Genomic DNA, 25,865 nt, shown 5'->3' on the forward strand with positions numbered 1-25,865 from the left:
GCCGTCAGGCCGCTTCACCGGGTTCTTGCGCGTGGAAATTGACCGCGCGACCGGGAACCACCGTGGAAATGGCATGTTTGTAGACCATCTGGGTCACGGTGTTGCGCAACAGGACGACGTACTGGTCGAAGGATTCGATGTGGCCCTGCAGCTTGATGCCATTGACCAGATAGATCGACACCGGAACATGTTCCTTGCGCAGCAGGTTCAGAAATGGGTCTTGTAGCAATTGCCCTTTATTACTCACGACATTCTCCGTGTCTGTTTCAGATGCGTGCCACGTTAGCACAGGGTTGCCCCTAGTGGCCGGCGGGCCCCGCGACAACCTTTCCCCGCCCCGCCTCTAGGAGCCCTTGTCGTCGAAAGGGTTCCGCGAAGATTTCATTTCTATGCGCAGCGGGGTGCCGGTGAGCTTGAAATGCTCCCGGATGCGACCTTCCAGAAAGCGCTTGTAGGCGTCGGTGATGTGCTCGAGCGAGTTTCCGTGGATCACCACCACCGGCGGATTCATGCCGCCTTGGTGCGCATATCGCAGCTTGGGGCGGAAATTGCCAGCCCGCTTGGGTGCCTGGTGTTCCACCGCCTCGTGCACCAGCCGGGTGAGCACCGGGGTGCTCATCTTCACCGTGGCCGAGGCGTGCGCGTCGGCGATCGTCTTCCACAGCGGGCCCAGGCCCTGCCGCTTCAAAGCGGAGATCTGGATGATGGGCGCGAACTTGAGGAAGGCAAGCCGGCTGGCGATGGAGCGGTCCAGCATCTCGCGCTGGTAGCTGTCCACCGCGTCCCACTTGTTGACGGCCAGCACCACCGCGCGGCCGGCGTCCAGCACATAGCCGGCGATGTGGGCGTCCTGCTCGGTCACCCCCTGGGTGGCGTCCAGCAGCAGCACCACCACGTTGGCGTCGGCGATGGCCTGCAGCGTCTTGACCACCGAGAACTTCTCGATGGCCTCGAACACCCTACCCTTGCGGCGCAGGCCGGCGGTGTCGATCAGTTCGAAGCGCTTGCCGTTGCGCTCGAACGGCACATGGATGGCATCGCGCGTGGTGCCGGGCATGTCGAAGGCGATCAGCCGCTCCTCGCCCAGCCAGGTGTTGATCAACGTGCTCTTGCCCACATTGGGCCGTCCAGCCACGGCCAGGCGGATCGGGCGTTCCTCGCCGTCGGCGGGTTCTTCCTCGTCCTCGGGCCAGGTGAAGCTCTCGAGCACCGCTTCCACCAGGCTGCGGATGCCCTGGCCGTGCGCGGCGCTGATGGGATGCGGCTCGCCCATGCCGAGTTCATGGAACTCCGACAGCATCGGCGATTCGGCCATGCCTTCGGCCTTGTTCACCGCGATGAAGACCCGCTTGTTGGCCGCGCGCAGGTAGCGCGCGATGTCGGCGTCCTGGCCGGACAGGCCGGATCGGATGTCCAGCACGAAGATCACGGCGTCGGCCTCGGCCACCGCCTGCTTGGTCTGCTTGGCCATCTCGGCCACCACGCCGGTGGGCTTGTCGGGCTCGAAGCCGCCGGTGTCGATGACGATGAACTCGCGGCTGCCCAGCCGGGCGTCGCCGTAGTGGCGGTCGCGCGTCAGGCCGGCGAAGTCCGCCACGATGGCGTCCCGGCTCTTGGTGATGCGGTTGAAGAGCGTGCTCTTGCCGACATTGGGGCGGCCCACGAGGGCCACGACCGGTTTCATGTGTGCTGCCTGTTGACTGTCATTCCGGGCGGAACGCGAACACGCCGCCGTTGCGGGTGGTCACGACCACGGTGTTGCCCCACCGCACCGGCAGGCCCACGACCGGCGAGCCGTCTGTGGGCAGGCGCAGCAGGGTGGTGCCGTTGGTGCGATCCAGGAAGTGCACCTGGCCTTCGACGTCGCCGAAGATCACCGTGCGGCCGACCACCAGGCCGCCGCTGAGCTGCCGGTAGAGCAGCCGCTCGGAGGTCCAGGCCACGTCGCCGTTGGTGCCCCGCCAGGCGGTGATGCGGTCGCTGGCATCGGCACCGACGACCAGTTCGGCATCGCCGCCGACGGCCTGCACGCCGCCCACGTTCTTGCTCCACTGCAGCGTGCCGCGCTCGGCATTCACGCAGCCCACGGCGGACTGGAAGGCCCGCACGCAGACGGCGTCGCCGTTGCGCGCCGGCGGCCCGATCAGGTCGGCGAGCCGTTCCACCTCGTTGGTACCGCGCGGGGTGGCCACGGCCACGTCCCAGCGCACGGTGCCGCGCAGCGGGTCGACGCCCAGCAGGCGCGGGCCCTGGCCCACCAGCAAGGTGTCCTTGAACGGCGCCAGCACGCTGGCCTGCGACAGTGTGAGCGCGTCGCCCGGGCGCTGCAGCCGCCACAGCGGCTTGCCGTCCAGCGCGTCGAAGGCATTGACGATGCGATCCACGCCCATCACGAACACCCGCTCGCCGGCCACCAGCGGCGGCGTGGCCACGCGCGCGTTCAGGCGCACCTTCCACTTGACGGCGCCACGCTCCATGGCCACCAGCTCGTTGTCGCGGGTGACGACGGCGGCGATGCGGCCATCGCTGCCCACGCCGGCCACGATGGGCCCACCGGCATTGCCACGCCACAGTTCAGCGCCGCTGTCGGCCTGCAGGGCCACCACGTTGCCGTTGCCGGAGGCCAGCGTCAGCTCGCCTTCGCGCACGGTGGGCACCAGCGGGAAGTCCAGCCTGTCCAGCCGGGCGCTCCACACCAGGCGGCCGGCGATCTGCGGCGAGACGGTCTCCAGCGGCGTGGGCTTGGGCTTGTCGGTGGACGAGCAGCCGGCGGCCAGGGCCATCGCCAGGGCGGCAGCGGCGGCGGAAAGAAGACGGCGCTGCATCACTTGGCTCCCTGGGCGGCCGGCGCCGCGCCAAGCGCGGTGAGCTTGGCCTCGATCAGCTGCCGGTACTCCAGCCGCGCATCCATCGCCGCCCAGGCGGCCTGGTAGGCGGTCTTCGCTTCGTCCTTCTTGCCTTGGGCCATCAGCACGTCGCCGCGGCGGTCGGCGGCCAGCGCCTCGAAGCCGGGCGCCTTGGCGGCGTCCACCTGGCGCAGCGCCTCGTCGTACTGCTTCTTGTCCAGCAGGATGCCGGCCAGCCGCAGGCGCGCCACGGTGCGGTGCTCGTCCTCGCTGGCATTGTCGGCCACCCAGCCGAGCGTGGCCGCGGCCTCGTCCACCTGGCCCTTGTCGAACTGGGCCTGGGCTGCCAGCAGGCCGCCCTGCCCGGCATAGGCGGTGCGCGGGTACTTGTTCTTGAGGTCGGCGAACACCTGGCCGGTGCGGGCCGCATCGCCCGCGCGGGCGGCGCCTTCGAGCGCATCGAACATGGCCGCGGCCTTGGTGCCCTGGTCGCGCTGCCAGTAGTTCCAGCCGTTCCAGGCCGCGAAGCCACCGAGCGCCAGCACGAGCACCCAGGTGATGAGGTTGCCGTAGCGCTTCCAGAAAGCCTTCAGCTCGTCGAGCTGTTCCTGCTCTTGCAGGTCGAGTTGGGTTGCCATGCGATGCTTGTCTTGTTCTGACCGCCCGGGGGCGGAGGAGGCGGGATTATGCGTTGCGCAGTTCGTGCGCCCAGGCGGCCACGTCAGCCAGCGGACGCACGGTCTGCGCGGCCTGGGACTGCGCGCCCTGCCCGTCGCGCAGCGGCTTGATCGCCACCACGCCGCGGGCCAGTTCGTCGTCGCCGAAGATCAGCGCGAAACGCGCGCCGCTGGCGTCGGCCCGCTTGAACTGCGACTTCATGCTGCCCTGCCCTTCGGTATTGCCGGCATGCATGATCACCGCCACGCCGGCCGCGCGCAGCGCTTCCAGCACCGGCATCACGCGTGGCAGGCTGGCGGCCGAAGGCACCACCGCATAGGCCGACGGGGCCGCCGACGGCACTGGCGCCTGCGCCGCTTCCAGCAGCAGCAGCAGCCGCTCCAGGCCCAGGCCCCAGCCGACGCCGGGCGAGGGCTTGCCGCCCAGCTGCTCGATCAAGCCGTCGTAGCGGCCGCCGCCACACACCGTGCCCTGGGCGCCGAGCTTGTCGGTCACCCACTCGAAGACGGTGAGGTTGTAGTAGTCCATGCCGCGCACGAGGCGCGGGTTGATGCGGTAGGCCAGCCCGGCCGCATCCAGCACGGCCTTGACGCCATCGAAGTGCGCCAGCGAGGCCTCGCCCAGGAAATCGATCAGCCGCGGCGCGGCATCCACCACCGGCTGCATCGCCGGGTTCTTGGTGTCCAGCACCCGCAGCGGATTGCTGTGCAGGCGGCGCCTGGCATCCTCGTCCAGCAGGTCGGCATGGGCTTCCAGGTGCGCGATCAGCGCCTGGCGGTGCGCGCGGCGCTCCTCCGGCTGGCCCAGGCTGTTGATCTCCAGCGTGACGTCGCGGCCTTCCACCAGGCCCAGCTCGCGCCACAGCGCACGCAGCAGCAGGATGATCTCGGCGTCCACGTCCGGCCCGGGAAAGCCCAGCACCTCCACGCCCGCCTGGTGGAACTGGCGGTAGCGGCCCTTCTGCGGCCGCTCGTGGCGGAACATGGGCCCGATGTAGAACAGTCGCCGGCCGCCTTCGCGCAGGAAGCTGTGCTCGTTCATCGCCCGCACCACGCCGGCCGTGCCCTCGGGGCGCAGCGTAAGCTGGTCGCCGTTCAGGCGGTCCTCGAAGGAATACATCTCCTTCTCGACGATGTCGGTCACCTCGCCCAGGCCGCGCACGAACAGCGCGGTGGGCTCGACGATGGGCGTGCGCACGTTCTGGTAGCCGTACCGCTGCATCAGCGAGCGCAGCGTGGCCTCCACCCATTCCCAGCGCGCGGACTCGGGCGGCAGCAGGTCGTTCATGCCCTTGACGGCACTCAGTCGTTCAGACATGTCAGCAGCAATGCGTTGGGGGCCGCAGGCGGCCCGGTTGTGTTCGGCAGGCGGCCCGCGCGCAAGCGGGCCGGCCGGTCAGGGCGTGGCCGTGGCGGCGCCGAAGCGCCGCTCGATGTAGCCCTCGACGATCTTCTGGAATTCGGTGGCGATGCCCTCGCCGCGCAGCGTCAGCGCCTTTTCGCCGTCGATGAACACCGGCGCCGCCGGTGCCTCGCCCGTGCCGGGCAGGCTGATGCCGATGTCGGCATGCTTGCTTTCGCCCGGGCCGTTGACGATGCAGCCCATCACGGCCACCTTGAGCGTCTCGACGCCCGGGTAGCGGGCCTTCCACACCGGCATGCTGGCGCGCAGGTGGTCGTCGATCTGCTTGGCCAGCTCCTGGAAGGTGGTGCTGGTGGTGCGGCCGCAGCCGGGGCAGGCGGTGACGCTGGGATTGAAGCTGCGCAGGCCCAGGGCCTGCAGGATCTCGCCAGCCACCACCACCTCTTGCGTGCGCGCCTCGCCGGGCTGCGGCGTCAGGCTCACGCGGATGGTGTCGCCGATGCCTTCCTGCAGCAGGATGGACAGCGCGGTGGCCGAGGCCACGGTGCCCTTGGTGCCCATGCCGGCTTCGGTCAGGCCCAGGTGCAGCGAATAGTCGCAGCGGCGCGCCAATGCGCGGTAGACCGAGATGAGGTCCTGCACGCCGCTGACCTTGCAGCTGATGATGATCTGGTTGGGGTCCAGGCCGATCTCGCGCGCATAGGCGGCCGACTCCAGCGCCGACTGCACCAGCGCCTGGTACATCACCTGCTTCGCGTCCCAGGGCGTGGCGCGGCGGGCGTTGTCGTCCATCAGCGAGGCCAGCAGCTCCTGGTCCAGGCTGCCCCAGTTGACGCCGATGCGCACCGCCTTGTCGTACTTGGCGGCGGCTTCCACCATCATCGCGAACTGGCGGTCGCGCTTGTCGCCCTTGCCCACGTTGCCGGGGTTGATGCGGTACTTCGACAGGGCCTGCGCCATGTCCGGGAACTCGGTCAGCAGCCGGTGGCCGTTGTAGTGGAAGTCGCCGATCAGCGGCACGTCCACGCCCATGCGGTCGAGCTGCTCGCGGATGTGCGGCACGGCCTGCGCGGCCTCGGGCGTGTTGACCGTGATGCGCACCATCTCCGAGCCGGCCTGCGCCAGTTCCTTGACCTGGATGGCCGTCTCGATCACCTCCACCGTGTCGGTGTTGGTCATCGACTGCACGCGCACCGGTGCGTCGCCGCCCACCGTCACCACGCGGTCGCCCCACACCACGCGGGCCTGGCGCGAGCGGCGCGGCGCCGGGAAGGCGGCATCGATCATGGTGTCCGGCGACTCGGGGACGAAGGCGGCGGGAGCGGCTGTGTTCATGGCGTTCACTTGAGTTCGAGCCGGGCGACGTTGTCCCGGGTGGCCGAGGTATCGACCGGCTGCCCGCGGAAGGTGACCTGCGTGCCGGCAGCGTTGCCGATTGTGGCGCGCAGCGGAATCTCCCCGTCCACGCCCACCGTTTCGCCGGACTGCAGCGTGCGCGACAGCAGCACGCGGCCGCTGCGGTCGCGCACCTCCACCCAGCTCTCGGCGGTGGCGCGCAGCACCAGCGCGCCGGCGGCGGTGGCCGGGGCAACGGCGGCCGGGGCGCTGGCCACCGCGGGTGGCGCAGTGGCCGCCACAGGGCCGGCGGCGGAGGCGGCGGCCGGCGCGGCCGGCGCAGCGGAAGCCGGCGGCTCCACCACCGAAGGCACGGAATGCACGGTATCGACCGCGGCGGAGGCCGCCTCGATCACCTCGGTGACGACGCCCGAGGCGCCCGCGCCCACGGTACCCACCAGGTCGCTTGCCTCGGTGCCGGTGCCGGTGCCGCCGCCCAGGCCTTCGAGCGCACGCTCGGGCAGCAGGTAGACCACCAGCGCGGCCAGCAGCACCGCGCCGGCGCCCCACAGCACCGGCTTCTGGAGCACGGCCCACTCGGGCGGATCGCCGCGCGCCGGGCGCTCGCGGAACGGCTGGTTGAGCCCGGTGCTCACCTGCGCCAGCGCGGTGCCGCTGTCGGCCTGGTGCGGCAGCAGGGCCAGCACCGGCTCGGGCTCGATCTTCAGCGTGCGGCAAACCGTCTTGGCCAGCGCCCGCACGAAGGTCATGTCGGGCAGCTCGTCATAACGGTCGTGTTCCAGCGCCTCGAGCTTGCGCGGCGTGACCTTGATCGACGCGGCCAGCGCCGCGATGTGGATGCCCTGCTTCTCGCGGGCCGCCTTCAGCAGCCCGCCAGCGGTGGCGGCAACAGCCTCAGTCATCGAATTGTCCTCTTTCGAAGGCCAGGGTCTGCGGCGCCTGCGGGAAGCGCGCGCGCAGCTGGCGCCCCCATTCCTCGACGCCGCCCCGGTTGCCCATGCGGTGCTCGATGCGCACGGCCAGCCACAGCGACTGCGCGTTCGACGTCTCCTGCCGCAGGTTCACGCGCCGCACGTAGAAACGTGCGCGCTCGTACTCGCCGCGCAGGTACAGCACCTCGGACAGGTTGACCGCGATCGTCGGATTGCCGGGATCGAGTTCATAGGAACGCACCAGCGCCCGCTCGGCCGCATCCAGCTGGCCGGCGCGTGCATGGCAGACGCCCTGCGCCAGCAGCGTGCGCACCATGTCGCGGTACTGCGGCAGCGCCAGCGCGGCGTCGAACTGGCGCTGCGCATCGGCAAACAGACGTTGCTGGCACAGGAACCAGCCGTAGTTGTGCTTGGCATCGCCGTCGCGCGCATTGAGCTGCAGCGCGCGCTGGAAGCTTTCGTCCGCGAGGCGGTTCTCGCCCATCGCGGCATAGATCAGGCCGCGCAGGTTGTAGGCCTCGCCCAGGTCGGGCCGGGCGTTCAGCGCCTGCTTGACCTCGTCCAGCGCCACCTCGTACTGCTGGCGGCCGAAGTAGGCCGAGGCCAGCTCCAGTCGCAGCCGCGCGCGGCGGTCGTTGTCGGTCTGGTCGGAGGCGGTGCGGATTTCCTGCGTGTTGCCCTGCAGGCCCTGGCCAGGCGGCGTCTCGCAGCCGGCCAGCAGGCCGATGCCCGCCAGCGCGCCCAGCACCCACGCGGCAGCGCGGTGCACGATCAACCGGCCCTCCGCCCGTGCAGGCGGTCTCCCTCTTGCTGGACGGGAGCCGGTGCGATGCGGATGGCCGGGCGCGTCAGCCGCTGCGTCACGCGGGTGCGGTCCTGCACCTCGCCGGCCAGCTGGCCACAGGCGGCGGCGATGTCGTCGCCGCGGGTGCGGCGCACGGTGGTGACGATGCCGGCGTCCATCAGCACCTTCGCGAAGGCGTCGACCCGCTCCTTCGGCGAGCGCAGCAGGCCGGAAGCCGGGAACGGATTGAACGGGATCAGGTTCAGCTTGCAGGGCACGGCCGGCGTACCGGCACGCCCGGTGACCAGGCGCACCAGCTGGCGCGCCTGCTCGGGGGAATCGTTGGCACCGTCGAGCATGCAGTACTCGAAGGTGATGAAGTCGCGCGGGGCGGCTTCCAGGTAGCGCCCGCACGCCGCCATCAGCTCGGCCAGCGGGTACTTGCGGTTGAGCGGCACCAGCTGGTCGCGCAGGCCGTCTTCCGGCGCATGCAGCGAGACGGCCAGTGCCACGGGGCAGTCCACCCGCAGCCGGTCCATCATCGGCACCACGCCCGAGGTGCTCACGGTGACACGGCGGCGCGACAGGCCGTAGCCGTGGTCGTCCAGCATCACCCGCAGCGCGGGCACCAGCGCGCCGTAGTTCTGCAGCGGCTCGCCCATGCCCATCATCACCACGTTGTCGATCGCCCGCTCGCCGGGCTGCAGCTTCAGCCGCTCGCGCAGATGGTGCTCGGCGAACCACAGCTGGGCCAGGATCTCGCCGGTGGACAGGTTGCGGCTGAAGCCCTGGTGGCCGGTGGAGCAGAAACGGCAGCCCACCGCGCAACCCGCCTGCGACGACACGCACAGCGTGCCGCGGTCGGCCTCGGGGATGAACACGGCTTCCACTGCGTCGCCGTTGCCGACGTCGAACAGCCACTTGATGGTGCCGTCGGCCGACGCCTGCTCGCTGGTGATCTTCAGGCCGCGCACTTCGGCGCGCGTGGCCAGCTTGTCGCGCAGCGAGCGCGCCAGGTCGGACATCTGGCCGAAGTCGGCCGCGCCCTTCTGGTGGATCCAGCGGAACAGCTGCGTGGCGCGGAAACGCTTCTCGCCCAGCTGTTCGCAGAAGGCGGTGAGGCCTTCCAGGTCGAAGTCCAGCAGGTTGACGCGCGCAGCCTCCGACACCGCCGGTGCGGCGGTGGAGTTCGAAGACTGCAGCTCGGCCATGCGGACTTCCAGCGCCGATCAGCGGCTGTAGACGTTCATGCCGGGGAAGAAGAAGGCGATCTCGACGGCCGCGGTCTCGGCGGCGTCGGAGCCGTGCACGGCGTTGGCGTCGATGCTGTCGGCGAAGTCGGCACGGATGGTGCCCTTGTCGGCCTTCTTCGGATCGGTGGCGCCCATCAGCTCGCGGTTCTTGGCGATGGCGCCTTCACCTTCCAGCACCTGGATCATCACCGGGCCGGAGATCATGAAGCTGACCAGGTCGTTGAAGAACGGGCGGGCCTTGTGCACTGCGTAGAAGGCTTCCGCTTCGCCCTTGGACAGGTGCGCCATGCGGGCGGCCACCACCTTGAGGCCGGCGCCTTCAAAGCGGGCATAGATCTGACCGATCACGTTCTTGGCGACGGCGTCGGGCTTAATGATCGACAGGGTGCGTTCGATGGCCATGGAAATCTCTCCTGAATCAATAACTTGGCAAAGCCTTGGATTGTAACCCGCTGAAGCAGATCAACGACCGCCGCGGCCACCCGGGCGACCCCGGCCGCCACCGCCTGCACCGCCGCCGCCGCCCCGGCCACCACGCCCGCCGCCGCCCTTGCGATGGAAGGCATCGGCGCCGATGTAGCCGACCGAGGTCTGCATCGGATCGGGTTCGCGACCCGCACCACCACCACCACCGCCGCCCCGGTTGGGGCCGCCCGGCTTGCCGCCGCGGGCCTTGATGCCCAGGCCGCCGCCACCGCCCTTGCGGGGAAAGGCGTTGCCGCCGTTGGGCACACCCTTGACCAGGCGCTTGTCGTAGGTCTGCTGCAGCGGATTGGGGATCGGGCCGTCCTCGCTGTATTCGCGGCGCGGTGCGTTGTGCTCGCGCATCAGCCGCTTGTCGTAGGTCTGCTGCAGCGGGTTCGGGATCGGGCCATCGTCGCCAATGTCCTTGCGCTGCAGGCTCAGCTCGCGCATCGCGCGCTTGTCGTAGGTCTGCTGCAGCGGATTCGGGATCGGGCCGTCCTCGCGCTCGCGGCGCGGCTCGCGGTTCTCGCGCAGCGCGCGCTTGTCGTAGGTCTGCTGCAGCGGATTGGGGATGGGCCCGTCCTCGCGGATGGGCCGGTTCGAACGGCCCTGGCGCGCTTCACGGGCCAGGCGCTTGTCGAAGGTCTGCTGCAGCGGATCGGGGATCACCGGGCCACGCTCGCGCGGGCCGCGCGAACGGTCGCCACGGTCTGCGCGATCGCCACCGCGGTCGTTGCGATCGCCGCGCGGCGGGCGGTCGCCGCGCTCGCCGCGGTCGCGCTGCTGCGGGCCGTTGCCGCGCTTGGCGTTGCGGCCGGGCTTGTTGTGGCCGCCCTGGCCGTTGTTCTGGCCCTGTCCGCCGCCCTCGCCTTCACGCTGCTCGCGCGCTTCCTTCGGACCGCGCGGCACCTGGCCGATCAGCCGGCGCAGCATCTTCACGTCCGGCTCTTCCAGATCGACCCAGACGCCGCGCTTGAGGCCGCGCGGCAGCACCACGCTGCCATAGCGGATGCGGATCAGGCGGCTGACCGTCAGGCCCACCGCGTCGAACAGCTTGCGCACCTCGCGGTTGCGGCCTTCGTTGATCACCACGCGGTACCAGCGGTTCAGGCCTTCGCCGCCGCCGTCCTCGATGCTGGTGAAGGCAGCCTTCTGGCCCTCGATCTCGACACCTTCCAGCAGCTTGGCCTTGGCTTCGCTTTCCAGCGTGCCCAGCACCCGCACCGCGTATTCACGCTCCACGCCGAAGCGCGGATGCATCAACTGGTGCGCCAGGTCGCCGGAGGTGGTGAACAGCAGCAGGCCTTCGGTGTTGATGTCCAGCCGGCCCACCGACTGCCACTTGCCGTGCTGCAGCCGCGGCAGCTTGCGGAATACGGTCGGGCGCTGCTGCGGATCGTCCAGCGTGACCACTTCGCCCACGGGCTTGTGGTACGCGATCACACGCGCCGGCGACGGTGCGATGCGCACCTTGATCGGCTTGCCGTTGACCTGGATGCGGTCGCCCCAGGAAATGCGCTGGCCGGTGTGGGCCGGCTCGCCGTTGACCGTGATGCGGCCTTCGGTGATGAGCTGCTCCATGTCGCGGCGCGAACCGATGCCGGCCTGCGCCAGCACCTTGTGCAGCTTGGGCGCATCGGCTTCGGCGGCCAGCACGCGCTTGGCGGGGCCGTCGGCCTCGTCGGCGCCAGCGGCTTCGCCCTCGGCTGCCGGCGCAGCATCGGCCGCGGCGGACGGCTGGTCCGCGGCAGCGTCCTGGCCCGAGTCGGCGGCCTGCGCGTCCTGCGGCAGGCCGGCATCGTCCAGCGCTTCGCCGGCGGGTAGTTCCACCGCATCGTCGAAGGCGCCGGACAGCACCTCGGCGAACAGCGGCGTGGTGTCGGGCCGCACGATCGCCGGCGGCTGGCCGCCCGGCTTGCGGTCGCCACGCGGCTTGTCGGCACGCGGCTCGTTGCGGACGTCCGGGCGCCCTTCGGCGCGCTGCTCGCCACCCTTCTCGCCACGCTCCTTGCGGCCGCGGCGGCGGTTGCGCGATCGGGAGGAGCGTTCACCGGCTGCGCCAGCCTCGGTGGCCTCGCCACCCGCGGCCTGGCCGTCGCCGGTGCGTTCGCCGCCCTCGCCGCCCTCCGCCGGGCCCATCTCCCCCGGTGCACCCTCTCCCGTGGCAGCCGACGGCGCCACCGGCCGCGCCTGCGGCTCGGCATAGGCCGTGACGGCCGCTGCGTCGGCACCATCAGCCACCGGCGCGTCGAAGGCCAGTGCCGACTGTGCGGCGCCTTCGGCCGCATCGGCCTTGGCCGGCTTGCGCGGGCGGCGGGCCGGCTTGGCGGCGGCGGTGTTCGCGCCATCGTCGGCCGCGGCCTCCGCCGGCGCGGCATCCGCCTGCGGCTGGGCCGTGGCGGCGGCGCTGCGGCTGCGGCGACGCGGTGCGGCGGCTGCCGGCTCGCCGTCGCCTGCCGGCTGCGCAGCCGGCGCCTCGGCCTGCGCGCCGACGGCCTGCGCGTCGGACGTGCCCTCTTCGGCCGTCTTGCGCGGCGTGCGACGGCGCTTGGGCTTGGCCTCGCCGTCCGGGGTGGAGGCCGCGTGGGCGGGATCCACCGGAGCGTCGGAGGGCAGATCGGAGTCGTTGGCGTTCATGCTTGCGCTTCGGGTGAAGAGGAGGAGGCGGTCGGGTCGGACGGGGTGGGCGGGAGGTCGGGCGGTGCAGCCGAAGGCAAGGCGGCCAGGGCAAGCGGCTCGCCCGCGTTGCTGCCGGCCTCGGCCAGCGGTCCTTCGGCGTCCAGCAACGAGGGCTGGTCGGCCAGGCCGGTGGCCATCAGGTCGATGGCCGCGGGCGTGCCTTCGAGCGGGGGCAGCTGGTCGAGGCTGGCCAGGCCGAGGTCGTCGAGGAACTGCCGCGTGGTGGCATACAGCGCCGGCCGGCCGGGGGCATCCCGGTGGCCGATCACTTCGATCCAGTTGCGATCTTCCAGCTGCTTGACGATCTGCGTGCTGACGGTCACGCCGCGGATGTCCTCGATGTCGCCGCGCGTGACCGGCTGGCGGTAGGCCACGATGGCCAGCGTCTCCATCACCGCGCGCGAGTAGCGCGGCGGCTTCTCGGGATGCAGCCGGTCGAGGTAGTCGCGCATCTCGGGGCGGCTCTGAAAGCGCCAGCCCGAGGCCAGCGCCACCAGTTCCACGCCCTTGCCTTCCCAGTCGCGCACCAGCTCGTCGAGCAGGCTGCGCAGGGTGTCGACGCCGACGTGGTCATCGAACAGCGCCCGCATGTCGCGCAGCGGCAGCGGCTGCTGGGCACAGATGAGCGCGGTTTCGAGGACGCGCTTCGCATCCTGTGTGTTCATGGGCTCTGCTTGAAGGGGCGCCGGATCGGGCCGGCGGCGTTCACAACATGGGCGGATCGGATCCCGGCGGTGTGGGTCTTCTTCGGCACCGCGGGGGCCACTGCTCTTGGCAGGTATCGGGGGCTCTTCGCTGCAAGGCCGGCCGGTGACGGCAGGGGTTGCGGAAGAGGCCTGTGCCGGTTCGGGCGAGGTGCCGGGCCTTTTTGGGCCACGGCCTGCGGAACGCGGCGTGTTGGAGGCACATTGTAGCCCCCGAAAGAGGGAATGGCGTGTCAGGCCGTGGCCGCCGGGTCACAAATCACCGACCAGGCCGCGGCCAGGTCGGCCGGCGGCGGCGCCTCGAAGGCCAGTTCGCGGCCATCCACCGGATGCGCGAAGCGCAGTTGGGCCGCATGCAGCGCCTGGCGCGACAGGCCCAGCAACGGCCGCCCGCCATACAGCATGTCGGCCACCAGCGGATGCCCGCGCGAGGCCATGTGCACGCGGATCTGGTGGGTGCGGCCGGTGTGCAGCGTGCAGCGCACCGCGCACACACCCTGCCGCGCCGCCAGCGGCTGCACGTCGGTGCGCGCCGGCTTGCCGCTGCCCACCACCGCCATGCGCACGCGGGTGTGCGGATCGCGGCCCACCGGCGCCTCCACCGTGAAGGGAAGCAGCTTCATCTCGCCATGCACCAGCGCCAGGTAAGCACGGTGCACCTCGCGCGCGGCGATGGCCCGGGTGAGCGTGGTCATCGCCGGCAGCGTCTTGGCCACCACCATCAGGCCGGAGGTGTCCTTGTCCAGCCGGTGCACGATGCCAGCACGCGGCAGGTCGAAGGCGCCGGCATGGTGGGCCAGCAGGCCGTTGAGCAGCGTGCCGCTCCAGTTGCCCGCCGCCGGATGCACGACCAGCCCCGCCGGCTTGTCGACGACCAGCAGGTGCTCGTCCTCGAACACGACCTGCAGCGCCATCGGCTCGGCGCGGAAGGAACGGCTCTGCGCCGTGGGCACCAGCGCCATGGCCACCGCCTGCCCCATCTTCAGCTTGCGCGAGGCCGTGCCGGCCGGCACGCCATCCAGCAGCACGTGGCCGCGCTCGATCAGCGCCTGCAGGTGGCTGCGCGAGAACTCGCCGGCATGCGCCACCAGCACCTTGTCCAGGCGCTGGCCATGCTCATCCGCGCTGACGGTCCAGGCGCGGGTCTCGGCTTCGGCCTCCGCGTCGTCGGTGTCGACGTCCGCGTCCGCCACGGCAGCCTCGGGGTTGGCAAGCAGGGGTAAAGACGTGTCCGGCCCCGGCGCTGGGCCGGGGCAGCCTGGGGGGGCAACCATATAATTCGCGCTCGATTTTTCAGCGGAGCCGGATTGAACGCCGGCGTAGACGATGACCGTTTCCCGACCCGTGCAACGCGCAGCTCGTTGGCTCGCGATCCCGGCGCTGGCCAGCGCCCTGGTGCTCGGTGGCTGCAGTTCGACGCCCAAGGAAGACCCGAACTCGCAGCAGGCGGTGGACAAATTGTATGCAGACGCCCAGGACGACATGTCCTCCGGCAACTACGAGCGCGCCACGCAGACGCTGCAGCGCGTGGAAGGCCGCGCCGCCGGCACCCTGCTGGCGCAACAGGCGACGCTGGACCTGGCCTACGTGCACTACCGCACCGGCGAGCGGACCGAGGCGCTGGCGGTGCTCGACCGCTTCATGAAGCTGCATCCCTCGAGCCCGGCCTACGACTATGCGCTGTACCTGCGCGGCATCGTCAACTTCAACGACAACCTGGGCTTCCTCGGCAGCCTGTCGCGCCAGGAACTGTCGGAGCGCGACCAGCAGGCCTCGCGCGATTCGTACCAGTCGTTCAAGCAGCTGGCCGAGCAGTTCCCCGGTTCCAAGTACGCCCCGGATGCGCGCGAGCGCATGAACTACATCGTCAATGCGCTGGCCGAGTACGAAGTGCACGTGGCGCGCTACTACTACAAGCGCGGCGCCTACGTGGCCGCGGCCAACCGGGCGCAGCAGGCCACGCAGGAGTTCCAGCGTTCGCCGGCGGTGGAAGAGGCGCTGTACATCCTGGCCATGAGCTACGACCGCCTCGGCCTGGAGCAGCTGCGTGACGACAGCACGCGGGTGCTGCGGCAGAACTTCCCGGACAGCAAGTTCCTGGCTGAAGGCCTGCGCGAGCGCGAGAAGGCCTGGTGGCAGTTCTGGTGATGTCAGCCCCCTGACGCCGCGGCGGCGGCGCCAGCCCCCGGGGGGCTCACGGCTTGGTCACTCGTTGACTCATGCGGCTGCTTCGGCGGCCGTTGTCGTTTTGGCTACCCGTGGGATTCGGCGAGGTGGTGCAGCCAGTCCAGGGCTTCCTGCTCGGTGGTGGCCAGCTTCATCGGTGGCAGCGCGGCGCGCAGGCGGCGGCCGTAGTTCATCGTCGCCATGCGGGGGTCGCACACCACCAGCAGGCCGCGGTCGGTCTCGCTGCGGATCAGGCGGCCGGCGCCCTGCTTCAGGCTGATCGCCGCGTCGGCCACGAACAGCTCTCCGAAGGCATTGCCGCCTTCGCTCTCGATGCGCTTGACGCGCGCTTCCACCAGCGGATCGTTGGGCGGCGGAAACGGCAGCTTGTCGATCAGCACGCACTGCAGGGCATCGCCCGGCACGTCGATGCCTTCCCAGAAGCTCTGCGAGCCCACCAGCACGCTGGCGGGATTGGTCATGAAGCGCTGCATCAGCGCGCGCTTGGGCTGCTGGCCCTGCACCAGCACCTCGATGTCGCCGCCGGCCCACGCCAGCTCGTCGCGCAGGGCCTGGGCGATGACCTGCATCGCCCGCAGCGTGGTGGTGAGCACGAAGGTGCGCCCGCGCAGCGCCGCGGCGCAACGGCCGGCCAGCCGGCCGACGGCTTCCGCATGGCCCGGATCGTTGGGCTTGGGAAAGCGCTGCGGCACGAAGAGCCGCGCGTTCTCCGGATAATCGAACGGGCTGCCCACCCGCAACTTGCGGGCGTCCTCCAGCCCGGCGGCGGTGGTGAACCAGCGCAGGCTCTCGTCGTCGCCCAGCGTGGCCGAGGTGAACACCCAGGCGCGCGGCGCCGCGTTGCGCTGCTCGGTCAGCAGCTCGCGGATGTCCAGCGGCGCCTCGATCAGCCGCGCCTGCTGGGCGCTGAGGTCCACCCAGCGCACATGGTCGGGCGTGGACGGCTCGGCGAAGTGCCTCGCCATCTGCACCGCATGCTCGGCACGGGCCCGCAGGCGGGCCAGTTCGGCGTTGCCCTCGTCCACCTCGGCCAACGCCTGCACCGCGGCATCGCAGGCGGCGCCCACGTCGTCGATGGCCTGCAGGAAGGCTGCGCCGCCCGCGCGGTCGGCCCAGCGCAGCTTCACGCCCGCATGCACCTCCCGCAGCGGCCCGACGGCGGCGATGCGCAGCTCGCGCGCGGCGCGGTCGCAGGCGGCGGCCAGCGCCTGCCAGTCGGCCTGGCCGCGGGCCTGCTGCTGGCCCAGGCCCAGCAGGTCGCGCGCCAGGTCGATCAGCTGCGCGGTGCCGAGCGCGCGGCCGAGGAACTGCGTGCCCACGTCCACCAGCTGGTGGGCCTCGTCGAACACGGCGGCATCCACCGTGGGCAGCAACTCGGCCACGCCGCTGTCGCGCAAGGCCATGTCGGCGAAGAACAGGTGGTGGTTGACCACCACCAGGTCGGCCGCCATCGCGTCGCGGCGTGCCTTCATCACATGGCATTCGCGGTAGCGCGGGCAGTCGGTGCCCAGGCAGTTGTCGCGGGTGGAAGTGACCAGCGGAATCACCGGCGAGCGTTCGTCCAGGCCTTCCAGCTCGGCCAGGTCGCCGCCCGTGGTGGTCTGCGCCCATTGCTCGATGCGCGCCAGCGCCCGCAGCACGAAGCGGTCGGCCAGCGAGACGGTCTGCCGCGCCTGGTCCATGCGGTGCAGACACAGGTAGCTGGCGCGGCCCTTGAGCAGCGCCAGCGTCACCGGCACCTGCAGCGACTCGCGCAGGCGCGGCAGGTCGCGCAGGAAAAGCTGGTCCTGCAGGCTCTTGGTGGCCGTGCTCACCAGCGCGCGGCGGCCCGCCAGCAGCAGCGGCACCAGGTAGGCGAAGGTCTTGCCGGTGCCGGTGCCGGCCTCGGCCACCAGGGCCTCGCGGTAGGCCAGCGCATCGGCCACGGCCAGGGCCAGCTGCTGCTGGCCTTCACGCTCGCGGTAGTGCGGATCGGCCGCAGCCAGCGGGCCGTCCAGCGCGAAGGCACGCCGCACGGCATCGGCCAGTGCGGCGGGATCGTCGGCGGGATGCTGCATCGCCGGGTCGGCGATGTCTTCTGATTCGGTCACGCGGGCTCGGGCGGTTCCAGCTGCACTTCCAGCCGGGCGATTTGGTCGCGCAGCATCAGGCGGCGCTTCTTCAGCCGGCGCAGCGAGAGATCGTCCTCCGGCTGGGTCACCGACAGCCGGTCGATCACGCTGTCGAGGTCGGCATGTTCCATGCGCAGCTCGATGAGCTGGCGCTGGGGCGAGTGCAGGTTGTCTGGCATGGCGGGCAGCCGAGTTTAGGCCACTCCTTCCCGTATATTGCCGTGATGTCCAGTCCCTTCCCCGCTTCCACCGTGGCCAGTCCTCCGGGCCACCGCCTGTCCGCCGCCACCGGCATCCACCGTGGCGACCGCGCCTACCAGCAGGACCAGGTGGCGCTGCTGGTGCACCCGCGGGTGGCCGGCTGCGCCCTGGGCGTGCTGGCCGACGGCATGGGCGGAAAGAGCGGCGGGCGCAAGGCGGCCGACCAGGTGCTGCTCACTGCGCGCCAGCTGTTCGAGCGCTTCGTGCCGGGCACCGACGACGCCGGCGAGACCTTGAGGCAGCTGGTGCAGGAGGCGCACCTGATGATCAAGCTCACCGCCATCACCGCCGAGGAGGAGCCGCACAGCACCGTGGCCGCCTTCCTGGTGAGCCCGGACCGCCGCGGCCATGTGGTGCATGCCGGCGATTCCCGCGTGTACCACTTCCGCGGGGCGCAGCTGGTGTCGCGCACCATCGACCACTCCTTCGTGCAGCGGCTGATCGACGAAGGCCGGCTGGCCGAGGAAGACGCCAACACCCATCCGCAGTCCAACCTGCTCACCGGCTGCCTGGGCACCCAGCAGGACCCGCCGCTGAGCCTGATGACCATCGAGCGGCTGGAGGTGGGCGACAGCCTGCTGGCCTGCAGCGACGGCCTGTGGCACTACTTCACCCCGCACGAGCTGGGCACCATCGTGGATGCGCTGCCGCCGCGCGAGGCGGGCGAGATGCTGATCAACAAGGCCCGCCAGCGCGCACGCGGCGGTGGCGACAACCTCTCGCTGGCGTTGCTGCGGGTGGATGCGCTGCCGCGCGGCACCGCCAACGCCAACTGAGCGGCGCGGCCGGCCGCCGCGGTTTCAAGGCGCGCTGGCCGGCAGCTGCCGCGGCACCGGCAGCGAAGGCGGCGGCGGATCGCGCCGGTTGCGCTCCTCCACCCTGCGCCGGTGCTCCTGTGCGGCCGAGGCACGCTGCGCCTGCTGCGCGGCGCGTTCGGCCGCACGCGCGCGCTCCCCGCTTCGGTCAGGCGCGCTGCGGGGCGTGACGGCCGACGCCGCAGCGGGCGGCGGCAGCGGCACGGCAGGCACCGACGCGCGTGCGGCGGGTGACGACGCCCGCTCGGCCACGCGGCCCGCCGCTTCGCGTTCCGCCTGCGCACGTTCCTGGCGGCGCTTCTCCACATCGGCCAGGCGATTGGCCGCCCGCTGCTTGCGCTGCTGCTCGTCGAGCGCCAGGCGTTCGTTGCGCAGGCGCTCCAGCACCGCGCGGCGCTCGGCCTTGGCCTCGTTCACGCAGGCGGTGACGATGAACTGCTGCAGGCACACCGCCTCGCGTTCGGCATACCGCGCTTCGGCGGCGGCCTGTTCGCGCTCGATGCGCGCGCGCTGCTCGCCCACGCCCTGCGCGGTGGCGGCGCCGGCCGCCAGGGCCATGAGCCAGGCGACCAGCCGGGGTGCAGTAGGTGCCATCGTGATGCCGTCTCAGGTGATGCGCGTGTCCACGTCGCGCCGGTCGAGCGCCAGGAACTCGGCCGAGCGCATCTCGTTCAGCCGCGAGACGGTGCGCGGGAACTCATGCGCCAGCGGCCCTTCGGTATAGAGCTGCTCGGCCGGCACCGCGGCCGACATGATGAGCTTGACCCGCCGGTCGTACAGCACGTCGATCAGCAGCGTGAATCGGCGTGCCTCGCTGGCCAGGTTGGGCGGCATCAGCGGCACGTTCGACAGGAACACCGTATGGAACTGGGTCGCGATCTCGAGGTAGTCGTTCTGCGACCGCGGCCCGCCGCACAGCTGCTTGAAGTCGAACCAGACCACGCCGCCGGCCTTGCGGCGCGAGCGGATCTCGCGCTGCTCGATGTGCAGCACCGGGTCTTCGTCGCGCGCCTCGGCCAGCTTGTCGAAGGCCTCGGTCATCGCGGCATCGGCCTGGGGGCCCAGCGGCGTGTGGTACATGGCCACCTGCTCCAGCGTGATGCTGCGGTAGTCGGTGCCGTTGTCGACATCGATCACCTCCATGCGCTGGTTCAGCAGGTCGATCGCCGGCAGGATGCGGTCGCGGTGCAGGCCGTTGGGGTACAGGCCCTCGGGGCGGAAGTTGCTGGTGGTGACGATGCTCACCCGGTTGGCGAACAGCGCCTCCAGCAGCCGGTGCAGGATCATCGCGTCGGTCACGTCGGCGATGTGGAACTCGTCGAAGCAGATGAGGCGGAACCGCCGCGAGATGCGCTTGCCCAGCTCGTCCAGCGGGTTCTGCAGGCCCTTGAGTTCCTGCAGCTCGCGGTGCACCTCGCGCATGAACTCGTGGAAGTGCAGCCGCGTCTTGCGGCGCAGCGGCACCGACTGGAAGAAGCAGTCCATCAGGAAGCTCTTGCCGCGCCCCACCCCGCCGACCATGTACACGCCGCGCGGAATGGGCGGGCGGCGCAGCAGGCGGGCCACCGCGTTGCTGCGCTGCTCCAGGTAGCGGATCCACTCGTTCTCGCAGCGCTCCAGCGCCGCGATGGCGCGCAGCTGCGCCGGATCGCTCTGGTAGCCGCGCGCCTTCAGCGCGGCCTCATAGACCTGTCTGACCCCCATGGCGGTCAGACCGGCCGACGCTGCGGGCCGGCCGCTGCCATCAGAAGTTCAAGGTGCGCTTGTCCACCGCCAGGGCGGCTTCCTTCGTGGCCTCGGACAGCGACGGATGCGCATGGCAGATCCGCGCGATGTCCTCGGCGCTGGCCTTGAACTCCATGGCCACCACGGCTTCCGAGATGAGCTCGCTGGCCATCGGGCCGACGATGTGCACGCCCAGGATCTCGTCGGTCTTGGCATCGGCCAGGAACTTGACGAAGCCGGTGGTGTCGCCCAGTGCCCGCGCACGGCCGTTGGCCATGAACGGGAAGCTGCCGGCCTTGTAGGCGCGGCCTTCGGCCTTGAGCTGCTGCTCGGTCTGGCCCACCCAGGCGATCTCGGGGCTGGTGTAGATCACCCACGGGATGGTGTTGAAGTTGACGTGCCCGTGCTGGCCGGCAATGCGCTCGGCCACGGCCACGCCTTCTTCTTCCGCCTTGTGCGCCAGCATCGGGCCACGCACCACGTCGCCGATGGCCCAGACGTTGGGCAGGTTGGTCTTGCAGTCGGCGTCCACCACGATGGCGCCGCGCTCGTCCAGCTTCAGGCCCACGGCTTCGGCGTTCAGGCCGATGGTGTTGGGCGTGCGGCCGATGGAGACGATCAGCTTGTCCACCGCCAGGCTCTGCGCGCCGCCCTTGGCGTCGGTGTAGGCCACCGTCACGCCGCCGGCTTCGTTCTTGATCTCGCCGATCTTCACGCCCAGCTCGATCTTCAGGCCCTGCTTGGTGAAGGCCTTGAAGGCTTCCTTGGCCACCTGCTCGTCCACCGCCGCCAGGAAGGTGGGCAGCGCTTCCAGCACCGTGACCTCGGCACCCAGGCGGCGCCACACCGAGCCCATCTCCAGGCCGATGACGCCCGAGCCGATGACGCCCAGCTTCCTGGGCACCGCGCCGACCTTCAGCGCGCCGTCGTTGGACAGCACGTTGACCTCGTCGAACGGCGCGCCGGGCAGTGCACGGGCATTGGAGCCGGTGGCCACCACCACATGCTTGGCGCCGATGGTCTCGGCCTGCTTGCCGGCGACGGCGATCTCATAGCCGCCTTCAGCGGCCTTGGCGAACGAGCCGCGGCCGTGGAAGAAGGTGACCTTGTTCTTCTTGAACAGGTAGAGGATGCCGTCGTTGTTCTGCTTGACCACCAGGTCCTTGCGGGACAGCATCTTCGGCACGTCGATGGACAGGTTGTCCAGGCCGATGCCGTGGTCCTGGAAGTGGTGGTGCGCCTGCTCGAAGTGCTCGCTCGACTGCAGCAGCGCCTTGCTGGGGATGCAGCCGACGTTGGTGCAGGTGCCGCCCGGTGCCGGGCCGCCCTTGTGGTTGGTCCACTCGTCGATGCAGGCGGTGTTGAAGCCCAGTTGCGCCGCGCGGATGGCCGCGATGTAGCCGCCAGGGCCGCCGCCGATCACGACGACGTCGAAGTTCTTTTCAGCCATGGTGCTGCGCTCAGATGTCGAAGAGAAGTCGGGCCGGGTCTTCCAGCGCTTCCTTCATCGTGACCAGGCCCAGCACGGCTTCGCGGCCGTCGATGATGCGGTGGTCGTAGCTCATCGCCAGGTAGTTCATCGGGCGCACCACGATCTGGCCGTTCTCGACCACGGCGCGGTCCTTGGTGGCGTGCACGCCCAGGATGGCGCTCTGCGGCGGGTTGATGATGGGCGTGGACAGCATCGAGCCGAAGGTGCCGCCATTGCTGATCGAGAAGGTGCCGCCGGTCAGGTCGTCGAGCGACAGCTTGCCGTCACGCGCCTTCTGGCCGAACTCGGCGATCTTCTTCTCGATGTCGGCGAAGCTCATCTGGTCGGCGTTGCGCAGGATGGGCACCACCAGGCCACGCGGCGAGCCCACCGCGATGCCGATGTCGAAGTAGCCGTGGTAGACGATGTCGTTGCCGTCCACGCTGGCATTGATCACCGGGTACTTCTTGAGCGCCGCGACCGCCGCCTTCACGAAGAAGCTCATGAAGCCCAGCTTGACGCCGTGCTCCTTCTCGAACTTCTCCTGGAACTTCTTGCGCATCTCCATCACCGGGGCCATGTTCACCTCGTTGAAGGTGGTGAGGATGGCGTTGGTGGATTGCGACTGCAGCAGGCGCTCGGCGACGCGGGCGCGCAGGCGGCTCATCGGCACGCGCTGCTCCGGGCGGTCGCCCAGGTTCTGCGCCACCGGCGCGGCCACCGGCGGCAGCGCCGGCTTCGGCGCAGGTGCGGGTGCAGCCACCGGTGCCGGCGCGGCCTTGGCGGCCGGGGCAGCGGTGCCGCCAGCCACGGCGCCGAGCACGTCGCCCTTGGTCACGCGGCCGTCCTTGCCGGTGCCGGCCACGCTGCCGACCGACAGGTTGTTGTCGGCCAGCAGCTTGGCGGCCGCGGGCATGGCCACGTCGCTCTTGCTGCCGCCGGCCGCGGGGGCGGCGGCGGGTGCGGCCGCAGGTGCCGCGGCCGGGGCGGCGGCAGCGGGTGCCGGTGCGGGTGCGGCAGTAGCCGGCGCCGCGGCGCCGGCCACGGCTTCGGTGTCGATCTTCGCGATGACTTCGTCGCTGGCGACGGTGGCGCCGTCCTGCTTGACGAACTCGGCCAGCACGCCGGCGGCGGGCGCCGGCACTTCCAGCACGACCTTGTCGGTCTCGATCTCGATCAGGATCTCGTCTTCGGCAACTGCCTCGCCAGGCTTCTTCTTCCAGGTCAGCAGGGTGGCTTCCGCGACCGACTCGCTCAGTTGCGGAACCTTGACTTCAATGATGGCCATGATGTGTTTGTTGTGGATTCAGTCGGTGGGTCACTTGCTCAGCACGAAGCCCTTGAGCTTGGCAAAGGCCTGGTCGAGCAGTGCCTTCTGCTGTTCCTGGTGGAGGTGGGCATAGCCCACGGCCGGCGAGGCGGAGGCCGGGCGGCCGGCGTAGCCGAGCTTCTGGCCTTCGGCCATGTTCTCGTGGATGTAGTGCTGCACGAAGAACCAGGCGCCCTGGTTCTGCGGCTCGTCCTGGCACCACACCACTTCGGTCGCGTTCGGAAACTTCTTCAGCTCCGCGGCGAAGGCCTTGTGCGGGAACGGGTACAGCTGCTCCACGCGCAGGATCACCACGTCGTAGGCCTTCTTCTCGTCGCGGCGCTTGATCAGGTCGTAGGCCACCTTGCCCGAGCAGGCGATGATGCGCTTGACCTTCTGCGGCTCGACGTCCGGGTTGTCCGTGCCGATGACGGTGCGGAACTCGCCCTTGGTGAAGTCCGACAGCGGCGAGGTGGCGTCCTTGTTCCGCAGCAGCGACTTGGGCGTCATGATGACCAGCGGCTTGCGGAACATGCGCACCATCTGCCGGCGCAGCAGGTGGAAGATCTGGCTCGCCGAGGTCGGCTGGCAGATCTGCATGTTGTTGTCCGCGGCCAGCTGCATGAAGCGCTCCAGGCGGGCCGAGCTGTGCTCGGGGCCCTGGCCTTCATAGCCGTGAGGCAGCATCATCACCAGGCCGTTGACACGGCCCCACTTCACTTCGCCCGAGGCGATGAACTGGTCGATGACCACCTGCGCGCCGTTGACGAAGTCGCCGAACTGCGCTTCCCAGATCACCAGCGTGTTGGGCTCGGCGCTGGCGTAGCCGTACTCGAAGCCCAGCACCGCCTCTTCGGACAGGATGGAGTCGATGACGGTGTACGGGGCCTGGTTGTCCGCCACGTGCTGCAGCGGGATGTAGGTGCCTTCGTCGAACTTCTCGCGGTTCTGGTCGTGCAGCACGGCGTGGCGGTGCACGAAGGTGCCGCGGCCGCAGTCCTCGCCCGACAGGCGAACCGGGTAGCCCGAGGCCACCAGCGACGCGTAGGCCAGCGTCTCGCCCATGCCCCAGTCGACGTTCACCTCGCCGCGGCCCATGGCGGCGCGGTCGGCGATGACCTTCTCCACCAGCGGATGCAGCTTGAACTTCTCGGGGATGGTGGTCACGCGCTCGGCCAGCCGCTTGATCTCGGCCAGCGGCAGCGCGGTGTCGGCGGCGTCGGTCCACTTGCGGTTGAGGAACGGAGCCCAATCCACCGCGTACTTGCTCTTGAAGTTGGTCAGCACCGGGTCGACCGTGTGCTTGCCCGCGTCCATCGCGGCGCGGTAGGCCTTGACCATCGCGTCGGGGCCGTCGGCCGGCAGCACGTTCTGCGCCACCAGCTTGTCCGCGTACAGCTTGCGGGTGCCGGGGTGCTTGCTGATCTTCTTGTACATCAGCGGCTGCGTCAGGCTGGGCGTGTCCTGCTCGTTGTGGCCCAGCTTGCGGAAGCAGACGATGTCGACCACCACGTCCTTGTTGAACTCCTGGCGGTAGTCCAGCGCGAGCTGGGTGCACAGCACCACGGCCTCGGGGTCGTCGCCGTTCACGTGCAGCACCGGCGCCTCGATCATCTTGACGACGTCGGTGCAGTACAGCGTGGAACGGGTGTCGCGCGGGTCGCTGGTGGTGAAGCCGATCTGGTTGTTGATCACCAGGTGGACGGTGCCGCCGGTGTAGTAGCCGCGCGTCTGCGCCAGCGCCAGCGTCTCCATCACCACGCCCTGGCCGGCGAAGGCGGCGTCGCCGTGCACCAGCACCGGCAGCACCTGGTCGCCTTCCTTGTCGCCGCGGCGGTCCAGGCGGGCCTTGACCGAGCCTTCGACCACCGGGTTGACGATCTCCAGGTGCGAGGGGTTGAACGACAGCGACAGGTGCACCGGGCCACCCGGCGTGGAGACGTCGCTGGAGAAGCCCTGGTGGTACTTCACGTCGCCGGCGGGCAGGTTCTCCGGTGCGGTGTGCTCGAACTCGGCGAACAGGTCCTTGGGCATCTTGCCCAGGGTGTTGACCAGCACGTTCAGGCGGCCGCGGTGGGCCATGCCGATCACGATCTCCTGCACGCCCTTCTGGCCGCCGCGCTGCACGATCTCGTCCATCGAGGCGATGAAGCTCTCGCCGCCTTCCAGCGAGAAGCGCTTCTGGCCGACGAACTTGGTGTGCAGGTAGCGCTCCAGGCCTTCCGATGCGGTCAGCCGCTCGAGGATGTGGATCTTCTCCTCGGCGCTGAAGGTCGGCTTGCTGCGGATGCTTTCCAGCTTCTCCTGCCACCAGCGCTTCTCGGCCGGCTCGGTGACGTGCATGTACTCGGCGCCGATGGAGCCGCAGTAGGTCTCGCGCAGGGCTTGCACGATCTGCCGCAGCGTCATCTGGTCGGCGGAGGTGAAGTAGGTGTTCGTGGCGCTGAACACGATGTCCATGTCGGACTCGGTCAGGTCGTAGAACGCCGGCTCCAGCTCGGGAATCTTGGGGCGCTCGGTGCGCTTGAGCGGGTCCAGGTCGGCCCAGCGGGAGCCGAGGAAGCGGTAGGCCGCGATCAGCGACTGCACGTGCACCTGCTTGCGGGCGACGGCGAGATCGGTGTTGCTGGCCTTGAGCGCGAAGGCGCCGGCCTTGGCGCGCTGCGCGAAGGATTCGATCACCGGCGCATGGGCGACGTCGCGGTTCTCGGAACCGTCGACCGCGGGCACGTGCTGCAGGGCGTCGAAGTAGCTGCGCCAGTTGTCGGGCACGGAGCCCGGGTTGTCGAGGTAGGCCTCGTAAAGCTCTTCGACATACGGCGCATTGCCGCCGAACAGGTACGAATTGGACCTGTACTGTTCCATCATCTCGCTCACCTCACGCGCCCTTCTTGGGCACTGTTGGCTGGTTGGAAAACCTTCCGCGA

At 70.1% G+C, this 25,865-nt stretch carries 22 protein-coding genes; 2 read left to right on the forward strand and 20 right to left on the reverse strand.

Annotated elements, in window-relative coordinates:
• Nucleotides 1-4: 4 nt before the first annotated feature.
• The 13 genes from hfq to VO99_RS03880 form a co-directional block, all read right to left on the reverse strand.
• On the reverse strand, nucleotides 5-247 hold the full coding sequence (hfq, locus tag VO99_RS03820) for an RNA chaperone Hfq (RefSeq protein WP_046111457.1): 243 nt from the start codon (nucleotides 245-247) through the stop codon (nucleotides 5-7).
• Nucleotides 248-343: 96 nt separating this feature from the next.
• Nucleotides 344-1,684, reverse strand: a complete 1,341-nt coding sequence (gene der, locus VO99_RS03825) for a ribosome biogenesis GTPase Der (protein WP_046111458.1) — start codon at nucleotides 1,682-1,684, stop codon at nucleotides 344-346.
• 19 nt (nucleotides 1,685-1,703) lie between these two features.
• Entirely contained in the window at nucleotides 1,704-2,825 is a 1,122-nt protein-coding gene (gene bamB / locus VO99_RS03830; RefSeq protein WP_046111459.1) for an outer membrane protein assembly factor BamB, read from the reverse strand.
• On the reverse strand, nucleotides 2,825-3,484 hold the full coding sequence (locus VO99_RS03835; RefSeq protein WP_046111460.1) for a YfgM family protein: 660 nt from the start codon (nucleotides 3,482-3,484) through the stop codon (nucleotides 2,825-2,827). The genes bamB and VO99_RS03835 overlap by 1 nt, the downstream gene beginning before the upstream one ends.
• Nucleotides 3,485-3,530: 46 nt before the next feature.
• Complete coding sequence (gene hisS, locus VO99_RS03840) at nucleotides 3,531-4,841, reverse strand: histidine--tRNA ligase (RefSeq protein ID WP_046111461.1); 1,311 nt, start codon at nucleotides 4,839-4,841, stop codon at nucleotides 3,531-3,533.
• A 78-nt stretch (nucleotides 4,842-4,919) separates the two neighbouring features.
• Nucleotides 4,920-6,221, reverse strand: a complete 1,302-nt coding sequence (ispG, locus tag VO99_RS03845; protein ID WP_046111462.1) for a flavodoxin-dependent (E)-4-hydroxy-3-methylbut-2-enyl-diphosphate synthase — start codon at nucleotides 6,219-6,221, stop codon at nucleotides 4,920-4,922.
• 5 nt (nucleotides 6,222-6,226) lie between these two features.
• Nucleotides 6,227-7,144 (reverse strand): helix-turn-helix domain-containing protein, encoded by a 918-nt coding sequence (locus tag VO99_RS03850; RefSeq protein WP_046111463.1) that lies wholly within the window; start codon nucleotides 7,142-7,144, stop codon nucleotides 6,227-6,229.
• Entirely contained in the window at nucleotides 7,137-7,943 is an 807-nt protein-coding gene (gene pilW, locus VO99_RS03855) for a type IV pilus biogenesis/stability protein PilW (protein ID WP_046111557.1), read from the reverse strand. The genes VO99_RS03850 and pilW overlap by 8 nt, the downstream gene beginning before the upstream one ends.
• A gap of 2 nt (nucleotides 7,944-7,945) precedes the next feature.
• Nucleotides 7,946-9,169: a dual-specificity RNA methyltransferase RlmN gene (gene rlmN / locus VO99_RS03860; protein ID WP_083440339.1), complete on the reverse strand. Its 1,224-nt coding sequence runs from the start codon at nucleotides 9,167-9,169 to the stop codon at nucleotides 7,946-7,948.
• 18 nt (nucleotides 9,170-9,187) lie between these two features.
• Complete coding sequence (ndk, locus tag VO99_RS03865; protein ID WP_046111464.1) at nucleotides 9,188-9,613, reverse strand: nucleoside-diphosphate kinase; 426 nt, start codon at nucleotides 9,611-9,613, stop codon at nucleotides 9,188-9,190.
• Nucleotides 9,614-9,673: 60 nt separating this feature from the next.
• On the reverse strand, nucleotides 9,674-12,313 hold the full coding sequence (locus VO99_RS03870; protein WP_046111465.1) for a pseudouridine synthase: 2,640 nt from the start codon (nucleotides 12,311-12,313) through the stop codon (nucleotides 9,674-9,676).
• On the reverse strand, nucleotides 12,310-13,020 hold the full coding sequence (gene scpB, locus VO99_RS03875) for an SMC-Scp complex subunit ScpB (RefSeq protein ID WP_046111466.1): 711 nt from the start codon (nucleotides 13,018-13,020) through the stop codon (nucleotides 12,310-12,312). Before scpB ends, VO99_RS03870 begins: the two co-directional genes overlap by 4 nt.
• Nucleotides 13,021-13,292: 272 nt before the next feature.
• Complete coding sequence (locus VO99_RS03880; protein ID WP_083440340.1) at nucleotides 13,293-14,333, reverse strand: RluA family pseudouridine synthase; 1,041 nt, start codon at nucleotides 14,331-14,333, stop codon at nucleotides 13,293-13,295.
• Nucleotides 14,334-14,385: 52 nt separating this feature from the next.
• Between VO99_RS03880 and VO99_RS03885 the strand changes: the two genes are divergently transcribed.
• Entirely contained in the window at nucleotides 14,386-15,207 is an 822-nt protein-coding gene (locus VO99_RS03885) for an outer membrane protein assembly factor BamD (protein ID WP_046111468.1), read from the forward strand.
• A gap of 104 nt (nucleotides 15,208-15,311) precedes the next feature.
• Here the strand turns inward: VO99_RS03885 and yoaA are convergent, their stop codons facing one another.
• Together yoaA and VO99_RS03895 are read right to left on the reverse strand one after the other, a co-directional pair.
• Nucleotides 15,312-17,303: a DNA repair helicase YoaA gene (yoaA, locus tag VO99_RS03890; protein WP_046111559.1), complete on the reverse strand. Its 1,992-nt coding sequence runs from the start codon at nucleotides 17,301-17,303 to the stop codon at nucleotides 15,312-15,314.
• 29 nt (nucleotides 17,304-17,332) lie between these two features.
• Complete coding sequence (locus VO99_RS03895) at nucleotides 17,333-17,536, reverse strand: YdcH family protein (protein WP_046111469.1); 204 nt, start codon at nucleotides 17,534-17,536, stop codon at nucleotides 17,333-17,335.
• A 45-nt stretch (nucleotides 17,537-17,581) separates the two neighbouring features.
• Here VO99_RS03895 and VO99_RS03900 point away from each other — a divergent pair, with 45 nt between their 5' ends.
• A complete protein-coding gene (locus VO99_RS03900; protein ID WP_046111470.1) occupies nucleotides 17,582-18,394 on the forward strand; it encodes a PP2C family protein-serine/threonine phosphatase in 813 nt (270 codons plus the stop codon).
• A 24-nt stretch (nucleotides 18,395-18,418) separates the two neighbouring features.
• Here VO99_RS03900 and VO99_RS03905 read toward each other — a convergent pair whose 3' ends face one another.
• Genes VO99_RS03905 through VO99_RS03925 form a run of 5 tightly spaced genes read right to left on the reverse strand, consistent with a single transcriptional unit; the run spans nucleotide 18,419 to nucleotide 25,806 of the window.
• Nucleotides 18,419-19,027, reverse strand: coding sequence for a hypothetical protein (locus VO99_RS03905; RefSeq protein WP_046111471.1), 609 nt, complete (start codon nucleotides 19,025-19,027; stop codon nucleotides 18,419-18,421).
• 12 nt (nucleotides 19,028-19,039) lie between these two features.
• A complete protein-coding gene (zapE, locus tag VO99_RS03910) occupies nucleotides 19,040-20,137 on the reverse strand; it encodes a cell division protein ZapE (RefSeq protein ID WP_046111472.1) in 1,098 nt (365 codons plus the stop codon).
• A 40-nt stretch (nucleotides 20,138-20,177) separates the two neighbouring features.
• Nucleotides 20,178-21,608 (reverse strand): dihydrolipoyl dehydrogenase, encoded by a 1,431-nt coding sequence (lpdA, locus tag VO99_RS03915; protein WP_046111473.1) that lies wholly within the window; start codon nucleotides 21,606-21,608, stop codon nucleotides 20,178-20,180.
• Nucleotides 21,609-21,618: 10 nt separating this feature from the next.
• Entirely contained in the window at nucleotides 21,619-22,917 is a 1,299-nt protein-coding gene (gene odhB, locus VO99_RS03920; protein WP_046111474.1) for a 2-oxoglutarate dehydrogenase complex dihydrolipoyllysine-residue succinyltransferase, read from the reverse strand.
• A 30-nt stretch (nucleotides 22,918-22,947) separates the two neighbouring features.
• Nucleotides 22,948-25,806: a 2-oxoglutarate dehydrogenase E1 component gene (locus VO99_RS03925; RefSeq protein ID WP_046111475.1), complete on the reverse strand. Its 2,859-nt coding sequence runs from the start codon at nucleotides 25,804-25,806 to the stop codon at nucleotides 22,948-22,950.
• Between the last annotated feature and the right edge of the window lie 59 nt (nucleotides 25,807-25,865).

Origin of the sequence: Aquincola tertiaricarbonis (assembly GCF_000969605.1) — a bacterium.
GTDB lineage: Bacteria > Pseudomonadota > Gammaproteobacteria > Burkholderiales > Burkholderiaceae_C > Aquincola > Aquincola tertiaricarbonis.